The 24,862-nt window shown below is 35.6% G+C and carries 26 protein-coding genes; 6 read left to right on the top strand and 20 right to left on the bottom strand.

Translation table 11 applies throughout. The features are described from left to right. Window positions 1-130: 130 nt before the first annotated feature. The 17 genes from CD31_RS06785 to CD31_RS06865 all read right to left on the bottom strand — a co-directional run bounded on the left by CD31_RS06785 (window position 131) and on the right by CD31_RS06865 (window position 12,736). The gene (locus CD31_RS06785; RefSeq protein ID WP_036076409.1) at window positions 131-685 is read right to left on the bottom strand and encodes a ferric reductase-like transmembrane domain-containing protein; all 555 of its coding nucleotides are present in this window, start codon (window positions 683-685) and stop codon (window positions 131-133) included. Then, a complete protein-coding gene (locus CD31_RS06790; RefSeq protein ID WP_036076410.1) occupies window positions 675-1,580 on the bottom strand; it encodes an FAD:protein FMN transferase in 906 nt (301 codons plus the stop codon). The genes CD31_RS06785 and CD31_RS06790 overlap by 11 nt, the downstream gene beginning before the upstream one ends. A 28-nt stretch (window positions 1,581-1,608) precedes the next feature. Then, the gene (locus tag CD31_RS06795; protein WP_036076411.1) at window positions 1,609-1,869 is read right to left on the bottom strand and encodes a hypothetical protein; all 261 of its coding nucleotides are present in this window, start codon (window positions 1,867-1,869) and stop codon (window positions 1,609-1,611) included. A 17-nt stretch (window positions 1,870-1,886) separates the two neighbouring features. Further along, a complete protein-coding gene (locus CD31_RS06800; protein ID WP_036076412.1) occupies window positions 1,887-2,531 on the bottom strand; it encodes a copper amine oxidase N-terminal domain-containing protein in 645 nt (214 codons plus the stop codon). Between the two features lie 324 nt (window positions 2,532-2,855). Beyond that, on the bottom strand, window positions 2,856-4,061 hold the full coding sequence (locus CD31_RS06805) for an EAL-associated domain-containing protein (RefSeq protein WP_036076413.1): 1,206 nt from the start codon (window positions 4,059-4,061) through the stop codon (window positions 2,856-2,858). Window positions 4,062-4,494: 433 nt separating this feature from the next. Further along, window positions 4,495-5,598 (bottom strand): TFIIB-type zinc ribbon-containing protein, encoded by a 1,104-nt coding sequence (locus CD31_RS06810; RefSeq protein ID WP_036076414.1) that lies wholly within the window; start codon window positions 5,596-5,598, stop codon window positions 4,495-4,497. A gap of 14 nt (window positions 5,599-5,612) precedes the next feature. Next, window positions 5,613-6,944, bottom strand: coding sequence for an SPFH domain-containing protein (locus CD31_RS06815; RefSeq protein ID WP_036076415.1), 1,332 nt, complete (start codon window positions 6,942-6,944; stop codon window positions 5,613-5,615). Between the two features lie 160 nt (window positions 6,945-7,104). Continuing rightward, window positions 7,105-7,479, bottom strand: coding sequence for a DUF423 domain-containing protein (locus CD31_RS06820; RefSeq protein WP_036076416.1), 375 nt, complete (start codon window positions 7,477-7,479; stop codon window positions 7,105-7,107). Between the two features lie 11 nt (window positions 7,480-7,490). Continuing rightward, entirely contained in the window at window positions 7,491-7,916 is a 426-nt protein-coding gene (locus tag CD31_RS06825; protein ID WP_004225136.1) for an acyl-CoA thioesterase, read from the bottom strand. Between the two features lie 565 nt (window positions 7,917-8,481). After that, window positions 8,482-8,670 (bottom strand): hypothetical protein, encoded by a 189-nt coding sequence (locus CD31_RS06830; protein ID WP_036076417.1) that lies wholly within the window; start codon window positions 8,668-8,670, stop codon window positions 8,482-8,484. Between the two features lie 104 nt (window positions 8,671-8,774). Then, complete coding sequence (locus CD31_RS06835) at window positions 8,775-9,032, bottom strand: hypothetical protein (RefSeq protein WP_036076418.1); 258 nt, start codon at window positions 9,030-9,032, stop codon at window positions 8,775-8,777. 91 nt (window positions 9,033-9,123) lie between these two features. Then, window positions 9,124-9,459 carry a hypothetical protein gene (locus CD31_RS06840; RefSeq protein WP_052125333.1) on the bottom strand — a complete coding sequence of 112 codons (336 nt, stop codon included), beginning with the start codon at window positions 9,457-9,459 and terminating at the stop codon, window positions 9,124-9,126. A 259-nt stretch (window positions 9,460-9,718) separates the two neighbouring features. Beyond that, on the bottom strand, window positions 9,719-10,234 hold the full coding sequence (locus tag CD31_RS06845) for a hypothetical protein (protein ID WP_052125334.1): 516 nt from the start codon (window positions 10,232-10,234) through the stop codon (window positions 9,719-9,721). Window positions 10,235-10,349: 115 nt separating this feature from the next. Beyond that, window positions 10,350-10,712, bottom strand: coding sequence for a hypothetical protein (locus CD31_RS06850; RefSeq protein WP_232540661.1), 363 nt, complete (start codon window positions 10,710-10,712; stop codon window positions 10,350-10,352). A gap of 320 nt (window positions 10,713-11,032) precedes the next feature. After that, window positions 11,033-11,353, bottom strand: coding sequence for a hypothetical protein (locus tag CD31_RS06855; RefSeq protein ID WP_036076421.1), 321 nt, complete (start codon window positions 11,351-11,353; stop codon window positions 11,033-11,035). Between the two features lie 550 nt (window positions 11,354-11,903). Next, entirely contained in the window at window positions 11,904-12,311 is a 408-nt protein-coding gene (locus tag CD31_RS06860) for an STAS/SEC14 domain-containing protein (protein WP_167334362.1), read from the bottom strand. Window positions 12,312-12,547: 236 nt separating this feature from the next. Further along, window positions 12,548-12,736 carry a hypothetical protein gene (locus CD31_RS06865; protein WP_004225125.1) on the bottom strand — a complete coding sequence of 63 codons (189 nt, stop codon included), beginning with the start codon at window positions 12,734-12,736 and terminating at the stop codon, window positions 12,548-12,550. A gap of 404 nt (window positions 12,737-13,140) precedes the next feature. Between CD31_RS06865 and CD31_RS23975 the strand changes: the two genes are divergently transcribed. Continuing rightward, window positions 13,141-13,506, top strand: coding sequence for a CBO0543 family protein (locus CD31_RS23975; RefSeq protein ID WP_280522780.1), 366 nt, complete (start codon window positions 13,141-13,143; stop codon window positions 13,504-13,506). Window positions 13,507-13,806: 300 nt separating this feature from the next. On the opposite strand, the gene CD31_RS06875 is transcribed toward CD31_RS23975, so the two are convergent. Then, window positions 13,807-14,487: a TraR/DksA C4-type zinc finger protein gene (locus tag CD31_RS06875; protein WP_036076490.1), complete on the bottom strand. Its 681-nt coding sequence runs from the start codon at window positions 14,485-14,487 to the stop codon at window positions 13,807-13,809. A gap of 247 nt (window positions 14,488-14,734) precedes the next feature. On the opposite strand from CD31_RS06875, the gene CD31_RS06880 reads away from it, so the two are divergent. The 4 genes from CD31_RS06880 (at window position 14,735) to CD31_RS06895 (ending at window position 18,414) form a co-directional block, all read left to right on the top strand. Next, complete coding sequence (locus tag CD31_RS06880) at window positions 14,735-15,364, top strand: LysE family translocator (protein ID WP_036076424.1); 630 nt, start codon at window positions 14,735-14,737, stop codon at window positions 15,362-15,364. 69 nt (window positions 15,365-15,433) lie between these two features. Beyond that, complete coding sequence (locus CD31_RS06885; protein ID WP_036076425.1) at window positions 15,434-16,666, top strand: MFS transporter; 1,233 nt, start codon at window positions 15,434-15,436, stop codon at window positions 16,664-16,666. A gap of 838 nt (window positions 16,667-17,504) precedes the next feature. After that, window positions 17,505-17,843, top strand: coding sequence for a hypothetical protein (locus tag CD31_RS06890; RefSeq protein ID WP_016994200.1), 339 nt, complete (start codon window positions 17,505-17,507; stop codon window positions 17,841-17,843). Between the two features lie 373 nt (window positions 17,844-18,216). Further along, window positions 18,217-18,414 carry a hypothetical protein gene (locus CD31_RS06895; protein WP_244905067.1) on the top strand — a complete coding sequence of 66 codons (198 nt, stop codon included), beginning with the start codon at window positions 18,217-18,219 and terminating at the stop codon, window positions 18,412-18,414. 553 nt (window positions 18,415-18,967) lie between these two features. Here the strand turns inward: CD31_RS06895 and CD31_RS06900 are convergent. Beyond that, window positions 18,968-23,089, bottom strand: coding sequence for a chitobiase/beta-hexosaminidase C-terminal domain-containing protein (locus tag CD31_RS06900; RefSeq protein ID WP_036076427.1), 4,122 nt, complete (start codon window positions 23,087-23,089; stop codon window positions 18,968-18,970). A gap of 685 nt (window positions 23,090-23,774) precedes the next feature. Then, complete coding sequence (locus CD31_RS06905; protein ID WP_036076428.1) at window positions 23,775-24,284, bottom strand: ClbS/DfsB family four-helix bundle protein; 510 nt, start codon at window positions 24,282-24,284, stop codon at window positions 23,775-23,777. Between the two features lie 247 nt (window positions 24,285-24,531). Here CD31_RS06905 and CD31_RS06910 point away from each other — a divergent pair, with 247 nt between their 5' ends. Further along, window positions 24,532-24,735, top strand: coding sequence for a hypothetical protein (locus CD31_RS06910; RefSeq protein ID WP_036076429.1), 204 nt, complete (start codon window positions 24,532-24,534; stop codon window positions 24,733-24,735). The last annotated feature ends 127 nt before the right edge of the window (window positions 24,736-24,862 follow it).

Raw genomic sequence — 24,862 nt, forward strand, 5'->3', positions numbered from 1 at the left:
GTTACATGATGGATAAACCAAAGAATGGCATTACATGTATCAGTAGTGCCATTCAATTAGTTTATTTTTTGAGCTACTTTGGCAGTCTAGCTAACATGGAGAAACTGCCTTTCATCCATTCAAGCACCGCTTACTTGCTAACCCCTTGCTTTTGATCTTTCTTCTTAAACCCATCACTCATCAACCTTACAAGTAGTGCGGTAATTATAACCATTACCGTACTGCTATAAAATAAAATTACCAACATTTGATTAGAGTCAGTACCAATGAATAGCCCATGAATAAGTGATAATATCCAAGCAGGTAAAACAAGAAAATGCATCTTCTTCCAAAGTGAGAAGTTCATTTTATTTATCCATATATCTGATGTTAAAAGAACTATTAAAAATAAATAAAAAGCTATGGTTCCTAGCCCAGACAACAATGCCTGATAGTTAGCGCTAAAAGGTAATACGATTTCAGAAATAGTATAGGGTTCGTATTGATCAATCATTAGTAAAAGTAAATGTACAATAACAGTTATAAATCCCATCCATCCACTCATTTGATGTAATTGAAAGTACAAGTTTTTATTGGACTTGAGAGTAGAAGATTTCCTTAGTAAACCAAAAAAAATAGACATACTGAAGTAAAAATAACTTAAAAGCCCTAATAATCGAATCCATTCCCAAGTACTAAATAACATCTAATTTTTCTCCTCCTTTCAGCCAATATATACTTCCATCATCTTTTGCTATTAAGCAAGCACAAGGCATCTGTAGTTTGTCAAACCATACTTGTAATTCTTGTTCATTTAATAAAAAAGCCAGTTTTGTTGCCACTTCTGCTTGACATAATGAGTTTGTTATTATTGTTGTTTGAAGGATAGGGCTAATGATTACCTCTCCGGTTCTTCCATCTAATAAGTGATGCTTTTCTTTCCCCTGCTGTTTCCAACTTCTGAATATACGATTCGAAGTGGCAATTGCACCATTTTGAATTCTAATTGAACTGATCTCTTCGTGTATATGAGATGGATGAGCAATCCCAATGGTCCATGTCTTTTTGCCTGACGACCACATTTTCATATCTCCACCACCATCTACAATTCCAAACTCTGGAGAAACCTGTCTAAGCCAATCAGCTATTTTTTCAACTACGTATCCTTTGGCAAATCCACCTAAATCAATTAATTGATTATCCGTTTTTAAAACTTCATTGTGATCCAAAAAAAGAAATGGCTTATTTGTCTTTTTTTCTATTTGTATTGGCTTATACTTTGATTCTTGAAAAGGAAAGGATCGATCATACCCATGTTGTTCTAAATGTAATTTTAAATACGGAGAAAATATATTATTAGTTAATGTATAATAGTTGTCTGCTGCTTTTAAACAATCATATAATGCAGGAGAAATTCTACCTATTTCTCCTACCTTTAGTTGATTAATTTGATTTAACTCATTATTTGGCTCAAATCTCGACCACTCTCTTGCAACGTATTGCAACCATTTCACCACTTTGTCTTTCCAATCCATTTTTTGTGTTCCAGCAATTTCAATATAAAAGTTTGTATTCATCGTGTTTAATGATAAGGTATCCAAGCAATTTCAACTCCACTTCAAACTAAGTTTAGGATCGTTTGGTAGTTCGATCGGTACGAATTTTATTTTGTTGTTGTAGTTGATTCACTCCAACAATTTCAAAATTTGTCCAATCTAATTGAACAAGTTCCTTTTCTCGGTCTGACATTTTTTTTGATTGTTCATTTGTCAAATTTAGATCAGCTATGTTTATATCTGATGGAACATTATTAAATTGCGTTAATAGTAAAGAAGATAATATTACTCCAGAAGTGCCTAATATCCATTTAGCTTTCTTTTGATCTTTCATTCAATCATCTCCCTTTTTTATTTTAATAACTTCAATACAACAGCGTTATTCATTTCTTGCCATTCAGCCACATAGCCTAAACCATTTGAAATTACACTAATTGGAACATATATATTATCATTCAAGTAAAATGTAACAGCTGGTATCGGTGTTTTTATCTCGTTATAGTACACTACATTTGTCCCAGCACGAAAAATTAGTTCTGTACCAGCTTTATTAATTTCTAATATTTTACTATTATCATAATTAACTACTTTTGCACCTAAAAGTTCAGCAACAATTTTACCTGGCACATATATTTCACCATCTAAAGGAATCAAGTAAAGTGACCTTGTATTATTATTATTTTCTAGTTTTAATTGAATTTCTTTCGCTTCTTTTAGGGGTAACTCTCCTTTATTTACATAAGTAGATCTTGTCCAAATATTCCATGTATTACTATTTGTTTCAGGGTATCTTTGGTCATAATATTCATAATCATCCTCTTCTTTATAATAATCATAATCATCATCTTCCTCGTCATCATCATAATCATCATTGTGCTTTTTATGAACATCACCCTCGTATTTTTTATAATCTTCTTCATCATCCGCATTTGCTATTTTGGCATCAACAAATGGCCAAATTAAACTAATAATTAGCAGTATTTTGATAATCCTCATTTTTTCAGCTCCTTTATGATATTTCCATCTTAATTAAGCTAAATGAAAAAATACTGAAAAAATAAAATCATTCATTACAAATTTAACAAATGTATAGACTGCCATTTTTGTTTCGATAGAGGTAGTTAATTTTCTATGAGAACTTAAATAGCATTCTTGATTGAAATCAAAAAAAATTGCCTTCTGCAAATATAGAAGGCAACTTCAGTATTTTACTAGGCTTTTAGGATTCTCCCCCATAATACCTAATACATTTAATTAAACTAAATAGATCGAATTGCAATTTGTACCCATGAAATGTTGTCACTAAAGAAATTACTAATATTATCTAAAGATTTTATGCTCATAAAGATAGTCATAGGAAAGGTCAACAAACAAATATTCATGCTCGTTGATGGCAATGGAGAATGTTCTTGTAATTTCCCCTGTTTCAATATCCCGATACAATTCAGAGATTTCCCCACTTTGATCGTTGCGCATTTTGATAATCGTTTGAAGGAAATAAGGGCGCCAGCTCCAATTTTTATTGATGGCACGTGGCTGTAGCTCCCAATTGCCATCAATGCGCATAACGTTAGGCGTTAACTGGAATCCATCCTCATTACAAATATAAAGACGGAAGGAGTAGTTATCCAATAATTCAGCTAAGTACTCTAAATGGGAGACATTGTCGCTTGTTGGTTTCACACGGTGAACAATTGCCTCTAATTCCTCCCTTAATTTTTTCAGCTGCAAATATTGCGCCTCTAGCATTTTCTTTTCGGAAGTAATAAATTGCTGGCATTCTTTTTTAAAGCGTTCCTTTAATATATCCTTATCGACAAAAGTCATAGCTGGATTTGCTAGGTATGGCCCTTGATAAAATCTACCACCATTTTTCCAAGCAAATTGTAGCTGATAAACCGTTTCAATATCCTCAAATAATAGATTTGCTCCAATTTTATAAGCAAGGCTACCAATGGCAGAAATCATGTCCGATTGAGCGGACCAAGAATCATAATTTAAATCACGTGTATTGACCTTTAAGATATGTGGTGCCAATAGCGCAATATGCTCTAAATGACTTTCGGCTCCTACTTCCTGAACGGCAATTTTTACCCCAAACGTCGTAAAATAGCGTAGGGCGTGATGTAATTTGTTGATATCCCCTATAAATCGATGCTCCGATACGACAAGTACGATACGCTGTAAATCTTTTTCCTCTATATATTGTTGGATAATATTAAAATGACTTTCACCAAAATCTTGCATTAATAAATTTGGATTGCTTGGGATATAAATATCAATTTCTGGTGCAATTTCATCAATTTTGGCCAAAGCCGCATGTAAAATTTTGTGTTCCATATCAATTCGATATTCTTCGGGAATATCTTCATTGTTGACAAAATCTTTCAAATTAATTTGCTGACCTTGAATTTGTAGATATCCGGAAATTTCGTAGGCAATCACCGTATGCGCGTCTGCGCTAAATATCGGTTGATAATACCCATGTATTTGATCTAAATTTGTTAACACTTCAATTGCGTCCATCATCGAAACCTCCAATATGAATAACGTTTTCATTGTTATTCAAAAATAACATTACATTTATCATGACTAGCTCAAAAAATGCTCTCTGACTGTATAATAAGTTGTTTAAAGTAAAATCGCAACTTCACTTCCCAAGATTTTTGGCCAAGCCGTCCTAACCTTTAACCATCATAAATGCCAGTATGTGATTTTTATCAATGCTAACGACTTTCCATCTTGCAGCTTTATACTTTTGTCCATCCAAGGCTGTCTCTCTTATTTTATTTCTCCCTTTAATCTATGCAACTCGACGCAATGACAGCCGTGATAATGGATGATTATTAGCCTATACCAGCCAATTAATTCAGTCATTTACCCAGTATTTATGGACAATTTTATGAAAAAACAGTATCCCAAAAGGACAACAAGGTTCCTACTGGCATACTGTTTATTATTATTCAGACATAAAGAAATACCAAATCAGAGCGATTACTGCTAATGATAAAATAACAGCGATCGTTACGCGAAGCGGTGAAATAGGAGCATTTCCGCCAACTCGACCCGTTTGTCCATTCACCATAAAGCGGTAAATCTTCTCCTTATAGCGGAAAGAGGATAACCAAATCGGTAACATTAAATATTTGTATGTAATATCATCATGGTTTGTGGAAAAGCATAGATTGGATACTACATCTGCACTATTTTCCCAACGAATTTTGGACGTAATCTGCGCATGGAGGTGATCATGAATTTCATTTTTTGCTTGGTTCCAGCCATCCTGCAAACCAACACTGTAACGCTCTGATAAAAATCCAGCTACATATTGTGGTTTATAGGCCTTATTATTAAGAAGATTAAATGGTTCAATTTTTCGCATCATGTTCCGATCATAGCGAGTCGTGGCACTCACTAAATGATCGTCTATAAACTCCTGATAAAAACCACTTGTTGAATACCAATCTGTTTCAGTATGCGTTTTACCATCTTTATCCGTAACTGTTCGATGTCGTCCATATCTTGCGGAGTATCTGGAGCTTGTTTTGGAGTCAAACGTCCAATACGGGAGATATACCCCTTTAAAGGCATCAGGCTTGGCATTTATTTTGGCAGCCTTTGGTGTAAACCATCGACCTTTGATCCATTTCTGAAAATGTTCTCCTGCCTGCTTATCCGTTACTTCAAAAGCACATACGCCATTGGGAGCAAGCGTATTTTCAGCGCTCGCCTCCATGACCTGATTTGAGCCGCAGTAAGGACAACTGTCAGCGACCTGCAATGCATCATAAATTGTCTCGGCCGCACAAGCTTTACAAATAACTGTTTTCTTCTCCACGCCCCAATTGAAATTCCCACGCTCCTCTGCTTTTAAGAAGTCCATTTCCTGAGCAACCTTTTCCTCTTCTTGCTCAGGGGCTGCAATTTCAGATTCAAATCCACAATATGGACAAGTCAGCTTACCTGTAGCAGGATTAAACTCAATTGATGCACTACAGGATGGACATTCCGCATCAAAGTCAAGCTTTACTTGTTTGACATTTTCAACTTCTTGCGTTGACATAGGTCATCATCTCCTTACTTGACATCCTTTTCATCAAAAACATCGCCGCATTCGGGACAGAATTTAGGCGGATTGGCAGGGTCCTCTGGTGTCCACCCACATTTATCACATGCATAGAGTAAAGCATCAGCTGGTTTTTTAGAGCCACACTCGCTGCAAAACTTTCCTTTATTCACCGCTCCACATGTACATGTCCAGCCCTCTTCCGCTGGTTTTGCTGCGCCGCAATTCGAACAGAATTTGCCCGTGTTGTCATGACCACATGCACATGTCCATGTACCAGGTGCATTGGCTGATTGATTTTGCATCGCAGCCTGAGCCATTTGTGCTTGCTTATTTTGCTCATTCATTTGATATAGCTGACTAGCATTGACGCCACCTGCTTGTGTAGCCATATTCATCCCCATGAAGCCTGCCATAGCCCCACCATCATTGTTAGCAGCCGCAATCATCGCTTCTGCCTGAGCGCCTGTTAAATGGGCAGCAGCCATACCTGGATCACGCATGACCGCATTGCGTTGCAGTTGTTTTATCATGGCTTCGTCTTCCTCAGAAGCCTTAAGGGTACTAATCCCAAATGACACAACAGCTAAACCACGTGTAGCAAGCCACTTTTCAGATAATACCTTATTGAGTGCGTCTGCTAATGCAACCGTATGCGCAGGTATTTCACTATAACGAACGCCACTTGCTGAAATTTGCGCAAAGGCTGGCTGTAACGCTGTCATTAATTCTGATTTTAACTGGCTATCAATGGCCTCTCGCGTAAATTCACGCTCTACATTTCCACATACATTTGTATAGAATAATAATGGATCAATAATTTTATAGGAATATTCACCATGGCAACGGATGGCAATATCGATATCTAATCCGATATTACGATCAATCACACGGAATGGAATTGGTGCAGGAGTGCCATATTTATTGCCAACTATCTCCTTTTTATTAAAATAATAAACTCGCTGATCTTTAGCAGGTTCGCCACCAAATGTAAAACGCTTGCCTATCTGTTTAAATGTTTCCATAATGCCATGAGATAAATCTGAGCCGTACATAATCGAAGGCTCTGTTGATGTGTCATAGACATATTCCCCAGCCTCTGAAGAAAACTCTACAACCTTCCCCTGCTCAACAATCATCATACATTGCCCTTCATTGATGGCAATAATAGAACCATTACTAATAATGTTGTCATTGCCCTTATTTGAACCTCGTTTAGAAGTGCGCTTAACACCCTTAGTTACTAGCACATCTGAGGATAAGGCTTCACAATAAAAATACTCACGCCATTGATCCTCTAAAACACCTGTTAATGCCCCAACGCCTGCTTTTAATAAACCCATAAATATTCCCACCTTCACATTGATGTTTAGCTTATTTTAACATCTCTTCATACTATGTAATACGCAAAATCAGACAAATTGTTTCATTTTCTTCCGATCAACTAAAAAACGAGAAGCTCCGATGATATAAATCACCAGAACGTTCTCGTTACATTTTGTATTAGGCAAAGGCAGCTATTATTACAAGCACCCACGCAACAATAAATAACATGCCACCAATTGGCGTAATCGCACCTAGCTTTTTCACACCTGTCACGGCAAGCACATATAAACTACCAGAGAAAAATACAATCCCTGCAAACATCAAGTATACTGCCCAAGAAAGCAGACTAGAGCTTCCTAAAAATGCCTCATTGGATAGAATGCCAAGGGCTAGAATCCCTAAAGCATGATACATCTGATATTGCACAGCCGTTTCCCAAATGGCTGCATAATGCGGTGAGGCAAACTTATCCTTGAGTGCATGTGCCCCAAAAGCACCTAAAACAACACCAAGAGCTGCCAAAATAGCGCCTAAAGCTAAAAACATTTCCATCTATTGTTCTCCTATTTTGCCTCAACAGCAATTTCTTTATATTTGGCATCCCAAGCAGGGTCAATCTTACTTAAAGATACCGGTCGCAATGTATCCTTATGCGCAAGAATATGTACGGATTGAGCTGTGGCTGCTACCGTGCCATCCTCATGTAAAATTTCATAGCCATACGTAGTTCGTAAACGATCATGCTTTTCTACCCAAGTGCGCACCGTCGCCACTTGTCCATAATGCATGGCTGCTTTATACGAAATCGATAAATCCATCACCGGCGATACATAGCCATCTTTTTCTAACGCAGCATATTCAAAGCCCGCATCACTTACAAGCTGGGTACGCCCAATTTCCATCCAAATGATATAGTTCGCATGGTACACCACGCCCATCTGGTCGGTCTCTGCGTACCGTATTTCAATCTGTTTCTCACTTACAAACATTTTCTTCACCTCGTCCTACATTATAGCGTAAAAGTATTGATTTGGTGGGGTTTTTGCTCTGAGGAAATTGGAACGGTGAAAAATAGAGCGTTGCTTTTCTTGGTATTTAAAATAAATATGGATTTTTCTAATAAAAATTTTTATTCCATATAAACTCATATAAACACTTTTGAATGGGGTACCACTTTATGAAAAATTAAATAAATATGCACGAGCAGTTACAATACAGCACCTACAAAAACACCTTGTACTCATTTGAGCGCCTGGCTATTAATTTATTGCTTCTGGAACTTTATCGAAATCAAAACCTTTAAACAATACTATTCTTAAAGAACCTGATGCTGTTTTTTCTAAATATTGAACCTTGTATTTTAATCTCAGCTCCAACTACATCATATCGCGTTCTTCCTTAGTTTCAATCTGTTTAGAGCGTCCTGTCCAGGAGGGCCATGTTCACCTTTCTCGCCCTTTTGAACAAACATTGCCCAATCAGCATTTGAAAGCACAGGTAATGTAGGGGGTCTAACTCCTTTATTGTCACGTAAGGCCATATAACCGTTACCTTCTAAAGTGACAAAGTTGTTCTTTTTGTACTGTGTTTCGCTGTTCCACTCTTTAAATTTACTAACTCTGTTACATTTAGTAAAACTATATTAGTTTTATTAGTGGCTGTCTGTGCTGCTTGATTTGTATTACCTGTAGCTACATTTGCATCTTGTGTAGCTTTTACAACATCAATCTTTAACTGCGACAAGTTTGAAGCCTCTTGATTGGCGTTATCTGCTGCCTCTTGCGCTTACACTGCTTTTTCATTAGCATAGTTAGCCTTTTCATCAGCAAGTAAAGCACTAGCTTTCGCTAATTCTGTGGCTGTATAGCTAACGCTGTAGCTTCTTCCGTCGCTGTTTTAGCAGTCCTTGCATCTTGTGCGGCTGTTAATGCTTGTTGAATGGGATCATTTAGGCGCTCTAGTAATTCCCCGATATTTTCACCAGTCAGCATATCAATTTGTTGCTGAAGGTTATAAATCTTTTCAAGCATTTCCTCTCTCAAGTTATCGGTCAAACCATTGGCTTCACCGATCAAGGCTTCTAACAGCCCGAAATTATAGTTCAAATCGTCTTGATGTCCTTTATCAAAGTAGATAAAGCTTGATGAACTAGCTTTTCTCGTGCAGCTTCTTTTTGAGACTGCTCAAATTGTGCTTTTAAATTGCGTAACTGTTTTGATTCTCAGATTCAGGTGGATAGCGTTTAGCAATCTCATCTTCTAATTTCTTTGGAAGGGTTTTAGTTTCATAGGTTTTAATAGCATCAGTTACTCTAGTATCAGCAATTGACTGTAGCCATTTCTTACCCTCATCATTGTCATTTAGAAATGATTGAACTGATTCAAGTGTCCACGCAGCCCCTTGACCATCTCCGCCTGATGCTGGCTCCGGTGTAGGTTCAGGCGTTGACTCTGGATTAGGATCTCCTTCTCCAGCAAGCATTTGAATATCTATAGGTATTAACGATTTAAGAGTGAATAGATTTTGATTCATAATTTCCTCCTTGCCCAATTTAGTTATTCGTAAGAATCCTTAAACTGTTCGAAAGTGTATTTGTTCTCGTTCTTTATAACGTCTGCGAGAATAAAGACAAAAATAAAAAGCCATTCAAAATGAATGACTTGTGTAGATTTTATAATTATGAGAACAAGTCTAAAAAACATGCTTGAAAAAACAATTTCCAAAATATGCTCTAATATCCGTAGAAGTTGAAACCAAAGCTACACTAAAGTACCTCTATTTTTAGTATTCATTAGAAACTAGATACATATTTGTCAAAGTAATATTCAAATATCTTATAAGTGACTTGTGCTTCACTGATATTTACCTTAAGAAGATTTTCAACGTCTATTACCTGAATTTCTTCGATATTTTTACTGTATTTAGAATTTTCATAAGCATTAAGCTGGTCATAAAAAAATTCACAATGGATTGAACAACGATAACCGTCACTATACCCTCCAGCATTAATAAGAAAACTTGCCCAAGATATTTGACGGTGCCTATATTTCAAAAATAAACAAGCCAAATAGAAATCATTTAATTCAGGAAATTTTTCAAAAGGTTCAGAATATGCAAATTCATTTACAATTCTTACTGCATTGTTTTGAAATTTTGTTAATGAAAGTTCTATAATCCAGTAAGGAGGACTTTCAGATTTATCTATAATATCATCACAAAATAAGGAATAATGCTTATATGATATTAAGCCAGAATCAATCATCTCCCCTATTTTCCAAGCAAGAGATTTGTTCAAATTAATTTGCAACATTATCCCTCCTCTATTTTTTAAATTATGTGCTAAAAAAACTCACTACCGTTGCTTAACTAAACTGCTCTGTTAGTTTCTCAAATGGAGTTTGATTCTAGAAATATGGGCCCTCTTAATCCTCTAAATACGAAATAGGATATGGAGAGTAAACTACTGTATCTCCATCTTCATCTCGCTTTAAAATTATGATAAAATCTGCCCCATTACTATCATCCCCTCTAGGTATTGGAGTAATCAATGGAGGGCACCTTAATTCATTATATTTTTCTAATGTCCCATTAAAGTTATTAAGAGCAAACGTGACACGTTTATCTATAAGAGCAAATAATTTATCTACTCCACCTGTTTGCATATCAAAATAGTCAGGGTTCTTCTCTCTTTTTTCAATTAATTTCTCCTTGTATTCATTAACTGTTAAAAAACAAAACTCCCAATCAAGTGGAAGAAGCCCTCCCCCTAGCCAATAAATATTCACTATTTATACCTCCTTACCAATAATTTTAGTAGCCTTTAAAACCACCTATCAATTTTAACATAATTATCCAACGATGAAATCACCTATAATAAAACACGAAGGTTATCTAAATAACTCAAACTTCACCATTAAACTGTTTTCTCCAACCTTCGTAACTCACGAATGGTATCACAACGCTAGGAGGCTTAATCTGTTTGTATGCTTTGTTAAAAGCTTGTTTGTATGTCAAACCTAAATCAGGAAGAGAATAATTTGGAACCATATACTACAATTCCCACTCTCAAAACCACACCAAATTCTGCCCTATATAGCCAGTGCGCTTATTGCCGTAAAAACGCCCCCACTTTCCCAATCCAAGGCATTGAGTACCCGTCTAACACCCAGTTCAGTACATATAGTTCTCTGTCTCCAGAAACTTTATCTAGAAGCTTCTGAACCTCTAATAGCTTTTTCTCATATTCTGCAACACGCTTTATGTTCTTAGATCGTCTAATAGCTTCCTGCATATTTGGATCTCCTACACCGCCTGCTACCTTTGGTAATGTAGCTTTAATCCCATACTGTGCCGTTTTTGCCCCTATAACCATTTCTGATCGTATTTCTTTGATGGCGTTAACCATCCAGTGGTAGTCTGTAATCATTGAAGCATCGTTAGTGTTCTTTCTTTTAATATAGGTTTGCCCTCCTAAGTTGGGGTATAATGCTAATGACTAAGCCATCAAAGGGCATAAACCAATTCGAGCTGTAGCGTGTGATGACGCTGCGGCTTTTTCTTTTACTTATTATTGAACAGTTTTTTCAGTCACCATCGGCATTAAATGTATATGTACAATTCATTTGAGAAAGATTCATTAAATCCATTGATTTAATGAATCCGTTTGCGAATGGATGAAATAAAAGTTAATACAATATTTCATCAAATTGGGGTACTTTTTGAGGTTCGCTTTTACTGTGACCCCTCCCTTATATATCAACGTTTTATTCTTTTTTCTAACAAGGTAAAAATTTGTTGCAAATGATTAAAACCAGGTGCTCATTAGAGTGCCTGGTTTTTGGTTTATTGCTTTAGAAACTTTATCAAAATCAAAACCTTTAAACTACACAATTCTTAAAAAAACTGAAGCTTGAACGTTGCAGTACAGTCTAGGTTCCAACCACGTCATATCTCTATAAACCTATATAAAAAGACGCTTATTTTGAATACTCAACCAACCATTTGAATGCCTGTTCGTAATTATCGAAAAATTCAACAGACTCTTTTGTGTTGGATTGCTTTAAATGGTTCATTATCTCTCCTTTTTCAAGAAGAAACGCAATTGCTTTGCTGTGTTTTAGCATTGTTTTATTAAAGAACTTATCTTTCCATTCTTTTTGAACAGAAAAATGATCTGGGATGTATCCTTTCCTATCTACCAACAATTTGTATTCTCTACCTTCAGAAATAAACTGCTGACATATCTTTTCAAAATCATTAAACCAATCATTAACGTCTTCCATTTTTATTTGACCTATCAGGTGAGTAACGATTATATCTCCTGAAACTTCGGTGTTGACATTTTTTACTATCAACTTAGAATCATCTCCCTCAGTTTCTATTATGCATTAAAACCATCTAAACTCAACATTATACCGCCTGCCGTTTATTTGCACTTCATAAAACCATATGCGATTTAGACAATAAAAAATAACGCTAAGCTTCTGACTCCTTGCCCAATTTAGTTATCCGTAAGCTTGCGAGAAAAAAGACAAAAAAAAGCCACTCAAAATGAATGGCTCAATCACAAACTTAGTATGAAATTCTCGCACTAAAAATTATTTGTTAGTGGCACTACGATTTATTGTAATCGCTCTAAATCCTGATATTCTTTCATATAAGGACCATCTTCTGCAACGAATGAATGATACAATGCCTTTACTGCGAAATTTTTCTCTAAACCCATTTCAGATTTTAGCTTTTTTAATTCATCATGCAATGTTCGATGTTCATTGATAAGCTTTAGCATAATTGTCTTATTATATTTCATTACATCCGTCCTTTTTGTTTACAACATGAAAGCTATAATACACTATTTTCACTTATAATCGCAAGAACAGCCTTGAAAGAAGCAATTGATGATCGTGTATATCCGGTCTTACTACACCTCACCACTAAATTTTTTCTTCACTCTTCGTAACCCCTAAAAGGCAATGTAACGCTTGGTGGCTTAACCTCCTTGTACGCTTTGATAAAAGCTCCCCTGTAAGTTAGCCCTAAAACTAGACTAGTGCATGCATTATTGTTCAGTAAACTTACACAGTTTAATAAAAAGCGATAAAGTACATATTTATAATAAAAATCAAAGGGAAGAAAAAAATGATCCTACATCTACTTTTGGCCTTTCTAATTCCTTGGATTATAGGTATACTGCACCTCTATAAGAGAGATAAAATGTTACTCTTTTTATTTGCTCCATATTTTAGTGTTTCTGCTTATATAATAAATGCCATAGGTTTTTATTTTGATTTTTGGGAAGTATTACCTTTCCCTAATCAGAAACATTTAGCTACATTACCTTTTGATTTAGGGATATACCCAGTCTTGGGATGTTACTTAATCTACTTCATAAAAAAATTAAACAGAGCTTATTTGGTTATCTTTTTAATGTCATTGTTCACTACTTTTTTAGAAATGATTTTCTTATATTTCGGACGAGTAATTTACAAAAACGGTTGGAATGTCTACCTTACGTTTTTCTCGTACTTGTTCCCTTATCTATTTTTGTACTGGTATTACAAATTTTTAATAAAAATATAAGCTGTAATGTATGATGACGCTACGGCTTTTTTTATTTATCTAATGACATGAAATAACCAAAATTGTAATTCCTCCTTACATAAAATACCATAACATTAAAAAGACCACTATATTAAGTGATCTTTTTAACATGGAAATGATCTGTAAACTGGGGTAATACCCTTTCTCTTAAAATAGATGGGCTGGCCATGTATGTTTATTAAAGCATTCCTTTATAATATTTGCGCCCATTTGTGGAATATTGTTTATAAGGTTAAAGCAATATATCGATTTTCGTTAGATTTATTTTGAATCCCACATTTAATCCTCTAAATAATCAAATTTTCTCGCGTGTTCTACTTCCTGAATGGAAACTTGACGTGTTAGTTCATCTGTTTCGGAGATATGGTATGAATCCCATTCGTCATTAACGGCAATTTCTTCTGGGTCTTCATATAATTCATCATAATCTTCAAAATCCCCTTCAAAATCGGAAGGTGTTTCGGAAGTTCCATATTTCGCTACAACCTGAAACACATCTTCATAATCATGAATATCATCCTTGTCATCTCGGCCAGCAAAAGAATTGTCAACTGGAGGAAGCATCACTTGCTCTTCAACCGGTCGATCTGTTGGAACGTCTTTTGCAGTATGTTCAATACAAAAAGAGGTATAAGGCAGTGCCACCAAGCGATCATATGGGATATCTTGTTGACAAACTTCACATACACCATAGGTACCATCCTCAACCTTTTGTAAGGCGGTATTTACTTTTGCTAACTCATCACTGTCATGGACTTTTAACGCCATATCTTTTTCACGCTCATATAATTCGGTACCTAAATCTGCTGGATGATTATCGATTGTTGATAATTCATCAACAGAATCCCGTAAACTACCTCGTTCTAAATATTCGTCATCTGTATCCATTCTTCGTTGAAGCGAGTGTTTTTGCTCAATTAACATATTTTTCAACTTTGATATCTTCTTCTCATTTAGAATAGTCACCACGTCCTTTTCATTATTATGAACGAATTTGATTGAATTATTTGTTTTAAAGGATAAGTTTAAAGACAAAAACGAAAAGAACAAAATTTATTTAAAATACGCTACTATACTCTTTAATAAAGATCCCAAATATAGATAGCTAAATGAATAAGAACATATTATATCCGCATGTTTTAGATTGTCCTAAAAGTTATTGCCTTCGAATAAAATGCAATTACATTTGATAATTGGAGGCTATTTTATGAATTCTATATTTACCTTTATCTTTTTAGGCATATCAATGGCTGCAACAATTGGACCTGTTAAGACTGTCCTATTAAATACAGGTTTAAAAAATGGCTTTTTTCATGCATGGTTTTTTAGTCTGGGTGCCATAGCGACTGACATTATCTATATGTTTATCGTATATTTTGGAATTGGCCAATTTATCAATTCCATCTGGTTGAAAACAATCCTTTGGTCTTTCGGCTGTTTTGTTCTTTTGTACACCGGTATCGAAAGTTTACTGTCGCTACATAAAATTGAGATGGATTCGAAAACTGGGAAAAGAACGCGATTGAGACAATCCATCATGACCGGATTTTTCATGTCTTTTTTGAATCCGCTAACCATCCTTTTTTGGTTGGGAATATACGGCTCCATACTTGCAAAAACGGCTGGTATCTCAACAGGGTATGAAATCATTTTAGTTAGTATCGCCATTTTGATTGGCATTATTTTTGTAGATTTTATTTATTCCTTTTTATCCAGTGTTGCTCGAAAATTATTATCTACACAGCTTTTGAAAACGGTCTCTTTTATCTCAGCCTTATTAATGATTGGTTTCGGAATTTACTTTGGGAAGCAGGCTTACCAAGTGTTATTCCAATAAACGACAACGCATAAAAAAAAACACGAAAGGAAACCATACCTTTAAAAGAATATTAGTCGAGGTGTGGTAATGGACAAAGAGAGGGTTAATGTAAGTGTCTGGTGTATTGTAAGTTTGACTTCTATTCCGCTCATCATGACACTGGGAAATTCGATGCTTATTCCTGTACTCCCAATACTGGAGGATAAGGTCGGGATTACATCTTTTCAGTCTAGCATGATCATAACAAGCTATTCAGTCGCAGCGATTTTTCTTATCCCAGTAGCTGGCTATTTATCAGACCGCTTCGGCAGAAAAATAGTCATATTACCGAGCTTAATTTTAGCCTTAATCGGTGGTCTAATTGCTGGATTTGCTTCATGGAAAATGGATGACCCTTACGCAATAATTATTGCTGGAAGAATTATTCAGGGGATTGGGGCCGCTGGTGCAATGCCTATCGTATTGCCTCTTGTAGGTGATCTTTACCAGGATGATGATGAAAAAATAAGTTCTACATTAGGCATAATTGAAACGTCTAACACATTTGGGAAAGTGTTAAGTCCCATTTTAGGATCAATATTTGCCGCTTTGTTATGGTTCCTGCCCTTCTTTTCCATTTCAGCGCTTAGTTTGATTTCGATTGTCCTTATTTTTTTCTTCGTTAAAGCTCCTAAAGATGATGATGAACCATTGAAGCTCAAAGAGTTTTTACGTAATACAAAGAAAGTTTTCAAGGATGAGGGAAAATGGTTATATACTGTGTTCCTTAACGGGGTCCTTGTGATGCTCATATTATTTAGTATGCTATTTTTCTTGTCAGAAAACCTTGAAAAAGTTCATGATATAAAAGGGATTAAAAAGGGTTTTGTCCTGGCCATCCCACTTTTATTACTTTGTATAGCTTCATTTATATCTGGTCGAAAAATTAAAGGGAACCTAGGAAGGATTAAAAAAATAATCATTGTCTCCTTGATTGCAATGTCTGTCAGTATTGTCTTTGTTGGGTTTACAAGTAAAAAGCTAATTCTTTTATTAGTCGTCACGAGTATAGCAGGGATTGCAATTGGTGCACTATTGCCTGCACTTGACACAATTATTACTGACAATATTAGAAAAGAGTTAAGAGGAACCGTGTCCTCTTTTTACAGCTCAGCACGATTTATAGGCGTTGCAGCAGGCCCTCCTATTATGTCTCTTGTCATGAAAAATTATCTCAATGCCAGTTATATTACAGCAGGTGTATTAGGATTTATTCTCCTGTTTGTTGTCTTGAAGTTTATCAAAGTAGAGGATATTGAAAAAACCAATGAAATGGCATAAAAAATAAGGACCTGACAGCTTTTTACACTGATGACCTTATATGAAAGCACTTAGTTTTATTAAGAACTTATACTAAAAATAATTCCGCTTAAAATTACTTTTAGAAAAAACTTATAAGAAGTAGTCTCTCGGCTACTTCATCATTTTTTGTCGTACTGGGCTATCCCATCAAGCAATCTATGAAGAACTTCAACCTCTCTATCCCCATGCACTAACGAAATGCGCTTTTGCACCTGTTCCTTATTCGATGAATATATACGATGTTTTAATTCCTGTATACAACGGTTGTGCCACCACATGCCTTTGGTAATATTGATTCAATCACTCCAATTTAGCTATTGTTATCAGCTTTCGTTACTGGCTGCCTTGCTTCCTCGTTTGTTTCAACCAACTTTAGTAACTGTTGTTTGCCCTGTTAACATAGTTTTGCCCTCCTAAGTTTCTTAAAAGGGATAAATCAATTAGAGCTGTAGCGTCTGCAAACGCTGTAGCTTTTTTAATGTATCTTTAATTACAAATTAATGATTGAGTGTATCGCAAGAACTTATTCGTTTTCTCTCTCATTTTAGAGTCATACCAGCCCAGTGGCACTAGTTATTTTCCTCATATTGTTCAGCTTCCTAAAATAGCTCCACTTTTAGATGTTCTACTAAGGTTCTATGTCATGAAAAACAGGTTAACCTTCTCTTACATATGTCACATTACTTACTAAACCAACCCACACTTTTCTTTAATTTATAGAAATGATTAATAAGACTAGAGAGTATACAGAATACTACATACTATGAAAATATAATCTGCAGATTATACAAATTTTGTTTATTTGGAGGTGAAATAAATGCCTTTAACTACTGGCCCAATTGAAAATACAGGAAATCAACCAGCTAATGCAGCTAGTGTTCGTGTCAAAATTCTCAACCTTACGGGAGGTTTATTAACTGGCGTAGTAAGAGTTTTTAGACTAGATGGGTCAAGACAATTATTATCAACAACTCCTTTTGCTGCTATTGCTAATGGATCTACTTTTGTAACGCCTGGTGTAGTTGGAGCTCAATATGAAGTTGAAATTGTTCCAAATCAAAATGGTGGAATATATAGCGTTTATGGACGAACAGCTTCAGGTGTAATTATTGCTGCCCAACGGTTTGTGAACTCAGAACTAACACCGATTCTTTAGACTTTAATGTTAAGATTATAAAAGCCCTGTACACTGTTATAGGGCTTTCCATATTCATTCATTTACCTCCAGCTTCTCTCCTCCTTACAGCACATTTTCTTTTTGACATGAACTTCAAATTGTCCAGTTAATCCCCGTGCATATCCGAAAATCTATCTCACTCCTACTCTATTCCTCCTGTACCACCTTGAATTAGAACGAAAATGTATTTTTACAGTCGGTGATTCATATTTTGTGAGTAATAGGATTATCATTCTATTTAAAGTAATGTTCAGTAAAGTTCCTTTGTTTTTATGACACTCACAAATGAAAATAGAATGGGTTAACTAAATATTTAATTTATGTTAACATATATACATACCATTATTTGGAGGTGTGTTTTTTGACTGACAAAAATAAAATATTACTTAATTCGGTTGGTGGTTTGGCTTTATTTACTTTAGGAGGATATAGAATCTTTACTAACAATTTTGAAGCCATGTCCATACTAGTAGCGTATATTTTCTTTATTTGTGGATTTATAGGCTTTGTTTTTAATGTAGTAAAGTTGTCAAAAACTCCACGTACTTAGCATTGCTTTTGTTGCAATGCTTTTTGTTTGCCATAGTCATTTATTCTTTCATCTGTACCAAAGAATTGATTTGGTTGGGTTTTTTCTCTAAGAAAATTGGAACGGTGAAACATAGAGGGATGCTTTTCTTGATAGTTAAAATAAATAACGATTTTTCTAATATGCTATTCATTACCATCTAAACTTCTATAAATAATTTTATACATATAATGTGTCCCTCATTTACCTCCAACTAAATTTATTGCATTGAAAGAAAGGTTGAATTCTAATATTGATTTTTGGTGTGGAGTAAAATAATAAGGGGATGATAGATTGAATTACTAATAAATATCACTGAAAATGGAGAGACATTAAAGATTTCAGGGTTCGTTATTTTAATTATCGGTTTAAAATTTTTTATTTCCTAATATGGGCTTTATAAAAAGTAAAAAATAACCAAGTACTCATATGAATACTTGGTTATTTTTATATGATTATTCAACAACTTTTCAATGTTATAGGTAAACCCAGCACCAAATCCAATATAGACTAGTGCTGGATTGTTTTTTAGTTACTACTTAAACTCAATTTGCTCTGCCGAAGCCCCTTTAGTATACGTAATGGTCGCTCCATCAGGTAAATTTCGAATTTCTTTCACATTTTTTCCTTCGATAATAATTTCACCAATTTTCGTACCTTTGAAGTCAATAATTGCATTTCCCTTTTTGGGACTAATCGTTACTGTTTTGTCTGCAAATCCTTCACCATGGAATTCTGCATATTCACTAAATACCGCAATTCCATTTTTAATATTCGTATTTTTCCCTAACGTTAGCGAAATACTTGGACGATTCATTATTAATTTACCTGTTTTGTAGTTATCAAAGTTGTATACATTTTCAGGTATGATTGGTGTAGGGATTTCCACATTCCCTGCCTTCAAATCAATTTGAACTAATACTGGGTCATGATCTGATGCACGGCCTTGTGCTTCTGTAAAGTTCGCATTTATATGAATCAAGTCAATTTCTGTAACGTCAGCAAGATGATTCGAAACTAAAATATGATCCAACACTTGATTGTTTCCTTGGAAAAAGTACGTAAAACGATCTTGCTCTGGGGCTTTATCTACCATATTCGTTAAAATATCACCCTTTAACGTTTCAAGCGCTGGTGTGAATTCAAAGTCATTCATGTCCCCTGCTACAATGATATTTAAATCTGGATTAACGGCAAGTCCTTCATCGATAAAATCATTGATGGCTTGAGCAAGTTGAATACGTTTCTTAACTGATTCTAGCACTGGTGGCTGAGTTGGTCCCCAAAGTGAACCATCCCCACCTTTAGAATTTAGGTGAGCTCCGATAATCACTACACGTTCATTCTGGAATTCAAATTCCGCTGCAATTGGTTTTCGTGTATCTACAAATTTTGATGGATCAACAAAGCCAGGATTTAAAGTAAGGTTACCATCTGCTGTCCATGTATTTTTTTGATCACCCATCCCCTTTATACCTGACACTAATGAAACGCGCTCCGGGTTATATAGGTAGCCTACACGAATATTACCACCAGGTGCACCACCTACTGTATTGTTAATTGGCATGACATCAATCCAATCATAAGCAGGCCCACCCGCAGCTTTAATTGCATGAATTAATCGCAGATAGCTTTCCGATGCATCTGCATTTCCTGAATCAGTTTGCCCATCATTATCTTGAACTTCGACTAATGTAATAATATCTGGTGATTTCATATTATTCACAAATGTCGCTGCAATTCTGGCTACTTTTTCGTTTGATGTATTGGCAGGATTATTTGAAAAGTTTTCGATATTATAGGAAGCGACATTTAACTTGTCCGCTACTGGTTCAAGATGCGTCACTTCTTGCTGAAGATTCGCTTTTGTCACCTCTGGGAAGACTTTATTTGTGTTCAGTCGATAGCCATCTGTAAAATTTTCTACAAATCCGATAAGGGCTTCATTAAAACGATCACCTGAATCATAATTTTTCCCAGCTACCCCTTCAAGCATAATTTTTTCTGGGTTATAATCATCGGCCGCTATATTTAAACCACCATTCACATTGAATGTATTATTTGTTGTGCTCGGTACAACAATTGGAGAATCATTATTATAAATCGGTCCAATTACTCGCGCATCTGGGAATGATACCAGCATATACTCGATGGATTCCCAAAAATCGATGCCATCTTCTTGTGGGTCAAAAATCGCAAAGCTATCATTATCGATAATTTTATTTGGCGGGAACAGATCCTTCCCTATCACAAGGGCTTCTGGAATTCCTGCTGTACCTGTTTTTGTAATATTGGCTGCTGAAATTTGTGTATCTGTCAATCGAGAGTTGCCACCCGCCTCTATTACATTTCCTGATACTTTAATAAGGTCCCCTACAGCTACATTATGTCCTGTCTTATTTACTTTGATAGCAGTTGATTTTACGCCATCAAATGACGACTCGTTTTCTTGCATAATAAAGCTTGTTGAATTTATAACGAATGTTACAATGCCCTCTACATCACTTACTGTTAAATCGACATATGGTGATTTATGGCTTGCTCCTTGAATATCGCTAATCTTGGCATTTTTAGTATCAATAATTTCATAAACAAATGTAGCAATCGCACTGTTTGTTAAACCTTCTTTCACCGCAATCGCTTTCAGCGTCATTGGTTTATTAACAAGGATTTCCTCTGTATACTTTGCACTAGCTGTTGTTGGTGTTGAGCCATCCACTGTGTAATAAATCGTTGCGCCTTCAGTCATTGTTGAAAGGGAGACTTTCGTGCCAGCTGTTACGCCCCCGACGTGAGAAGCTTTGATATCCTGCACCTTTGTTACATCCTCAATAATGCGAAGTGGGAGCAGTTGGTGATTTGTATATTGACCCACAATCCCTGTAATTTCCCCATACGTTTTTCCACTCACTAAACCTGAGTCTCGTGTTTTATCGTAAATAGCAAAAGTTCCTACTTCGTCAGTTCCTGTAAAGTTTTGACCCGAACCAGTAATGGCAACATTTTTAATTGTAACGAGTCTCGATTCATTGTCTTCTGCAACCTCATTACTTTTAATAATGTGTGGCTCTGGTATTGTCGATGGAACAGGCATGCCAACAAGTGAAATATTCGTTAATTGCTTTAGACCACTATATTCAGCTACTTGACCTTGCACCGTCACCCGATCACCGACATTTGCGGCAAGACTATCCACAGGATAAATAGCTATCGCCGCACCATCATCTTGTATGTGCGCTGTAGCCGTTTCTAATTTCGCTGTCACAATACCTGTTACGATAACTGTTTGACCGATTTCTTTATTACGAGCTTCCGTAATGGATATAACGGTTGGCTCTTCTTTCACTGTATAATTAAAGGATGCAATGTGACTATCATCTAGGCCTGTTGCAGTAGCAAATGCTTTTATAGTCATTGCTTTATCTACAACAATACCCGCTGCTGCATCATACACCTCACTAGCTATTGACGGTTCAGAACCATCGATTGTGTAATAGATTGTTGCATTTGGTGTATCTGTAGATAATGTTACTTTTGTTCCTGCATAAATTTCGCCTGCTGCTGGAAAAGCCTTAATATTCCCTACTTGAGTTGACTCATAGTTTGATACTAATTGGAAGCTTTCCGCGCTTAACGTCTTTAATTGATATGTCCCATTAAAAATTGACGCAATCCCTGTCACTGTGATGACATCATTGTTATTGAATCCATCTGCTTCAAACTGAGAGAACTGATAGCCTGTACGATTATCATGGCGAATTAACAGCTCGTTATTTGCTGCATCGACTGCTTTAAATTCAAATGTACCGTACGTACCAGATGGCGCTAAATCTTTAATCTTCACATTTTCAAGTGTAATTAATTCACCTTGTAAACTGTCATCAATCGGAAGAGTCACTGTTTGCGGTGCAGGTGCTATCCCTGTAGAAATCCGTTCAATTGCTGGAGAATTAAATTGAACTTCTCCACTATATAAACTAGTTTTCCCTGTGATTTTGACAATATCTCCGACAGCTAAGCTCCCTGCTTCTGCAGAACTAGAGAAGACATATACCCCTGCTGTCTCATCCTGTACATAGAAGGCCTTGCCTCCCCAGCTACCAGGTGTTGTCGTAACCGTCCCTTGAATTTGAACTGTGCGGTCAGTTCCAACAGCTGCACGAGCTTCGGCAATGGTTACTTCAGTCTCGGGAGGATTTGGTTCAGTTGTATCGTCCCTAACAAACTCAATTGAAGTTGGTGATTTTAGCCCTGCATGGTTACTAAAGTATTTTTCTAGTGAACCTGTTATTTTAACTTTTTTCCCAAGATTACTTGGATTAGTAAATAATCCGAAATTGGCTCTATAGGAGCTTGGTAATTGAATATACAGCATTTTCGTGACATCTGTTTCACCCGGTGTATCGGCAATGGCAATATTTGTGTCACTATCTGCTATCACAGAATAAGAAGTTTCACTTTTGGCAAACCCTACTATATATCCTTCTACAGTAACATTACTCTTAACTATGGTTGGATCAAATTGATTGACCGCTTCCCCCACTCCAATAGCTTCTGTTTCGGCCCTTACAACTGTGAAGTAAGGTGAAATCATCGAAATTACAAGTAAAAATGATAACGCTATTTTGGTAACGATATTACATTCATATTTCTTCATTCGCTTAGCTCCTTATGATTTTAATCTAAAATAATCTGTTCCTTAACTTGTTTACATAGAAGTGATTATTCAATTACTGTACATCCTTGAAACTACTAGCTTCAGATGTAATTGGTGCTACTACTACCGCTGAAGCTGTTAATGCATGTAAATACTTAGAGTAATCCCTCCTATTCATGTTTAATAAAGATACATTCTCAATCCTATTAACAAAATTACTGGTAATTATCAAACAATCCCAAAATATTGTTTAACATAATAATTTTAACAGAAAAATAATAAATACTTTGTTATTTAATATGAATATTCTAAATTCTATGTAAAATAGTACATATTTATCTTTTACAATAGTCATGAGAATAGTAGTTTTCTCATAAATTCTCGTATGAACAAAAGCGCTAATGTACCAGCTCAGCTCTGGCAGACAAAGAAACCCTTCACTACTTTTGTACAGAAGCATTGAAATGGTCGAGGAGATATAATTACTTAGACGTGGTCAGCTCGTTGAAAGATTGTTTCTTGACTCATTCCTAACCATCTCTCCTTTCCCCAATAATTAATCATTCGTATGAAGCATCGAGATACAATAGCCTATCATTGCTGCCAAAGTGCATAAAAAAGCCCTCCATTAGTGGAAGGCTAAAGTAAATCCGTTTGTTTTGTATTGTAAAGAACATCCATTCTTTTAAAGGTTTATCTTCTTCCATTTACGAATTTTGGTTCTGAAGTTTGTAAATGGAGCGACTGAGTTAATATGCACCCATTTCCAAACAGGCCAATTCGCTTGTGTTTTTGCCCATCGTCTTTGATCAACTTCAAATAATTCCTTTTCTGAAAGGGTATTTAACCACTCACATAAATGATTGACAGCTTCATTAAGCATTGATTGTTGTTCCTTCAAAGAGTACTCTCCATATTGTTTATAAAAAGAATTGTACAATCCACTTAGATTATTCCACTTATAGCCCTCTGCAGGCGTATGTACTTCTTCTCCATGTTGTTCTTTTTGCTCCCACTGAAGCAAAAGATTTATCCAACCAAGTTGATAAGAAAGATTTTCAGACGGCGTTTTATCAACCTCTTTAATCCGTTTGTTTTTCAAGTTTTCTGGTATATCTTTAAATTCTGCAATATATTTTTTATACTTTTCGTTAATCGTATTAATCAATTCTTCTTTGTTGGCATACTGTCTCACGCTATTTCCTCCCTTCCATCTATTTCATAAGTTTAGCAAAAGTAAATGATTTCCTTCTATAAATAACGATTTACAATTGCTAAAAAAATAATTTGTCAAAATTGATAGCGTCTAACTTTTCGGTGGATGTATAAGCTACCATAATTTACACACACTAACCTTGAGTGTATTACCCATATTGAAGGAAACAGGGGTTTTACGGTCTTCATTTCTTACTGTTTGATGATTAAAAATAGAGGTGCTTAATGTGACTACATTCGGAAAATGCTTATATATTTCATTCTTTATTATCATATTTTTAATTACAACTATTTGGAATTATATTAAAAATGGGCATTGGGCTTTACTAGAAAATTTATTCTTTGCCTTTTGGGTAGCCAGTTTCTTATTCATGGCCTTGTTGCTTAGAAGTAAAAAAGATGAATCAGAAAAAGCTGAAAATAGAAGCTGATTTGCCTCTTTTTAGGAACTTTTCAATTGTTAAAACGCTCTCCTATATTTGCTGTAGCTCTAATAAGCTACAGCTTTTTTTTGCACCAAATTCATCCGTACATTCCAACTTCAGAATGTTATACTAT

The organism is Lysinibacillus boronitolerans JCM 21713 = 10a = NBRC 103108 (genome assembly GCF_000772935.1).
GTDB lineage: Bacteria > Bacillota > Bacilli > Bacillales_A > Planococcaceae > Lysinibacillus > Lysinibacillus boronitolerans.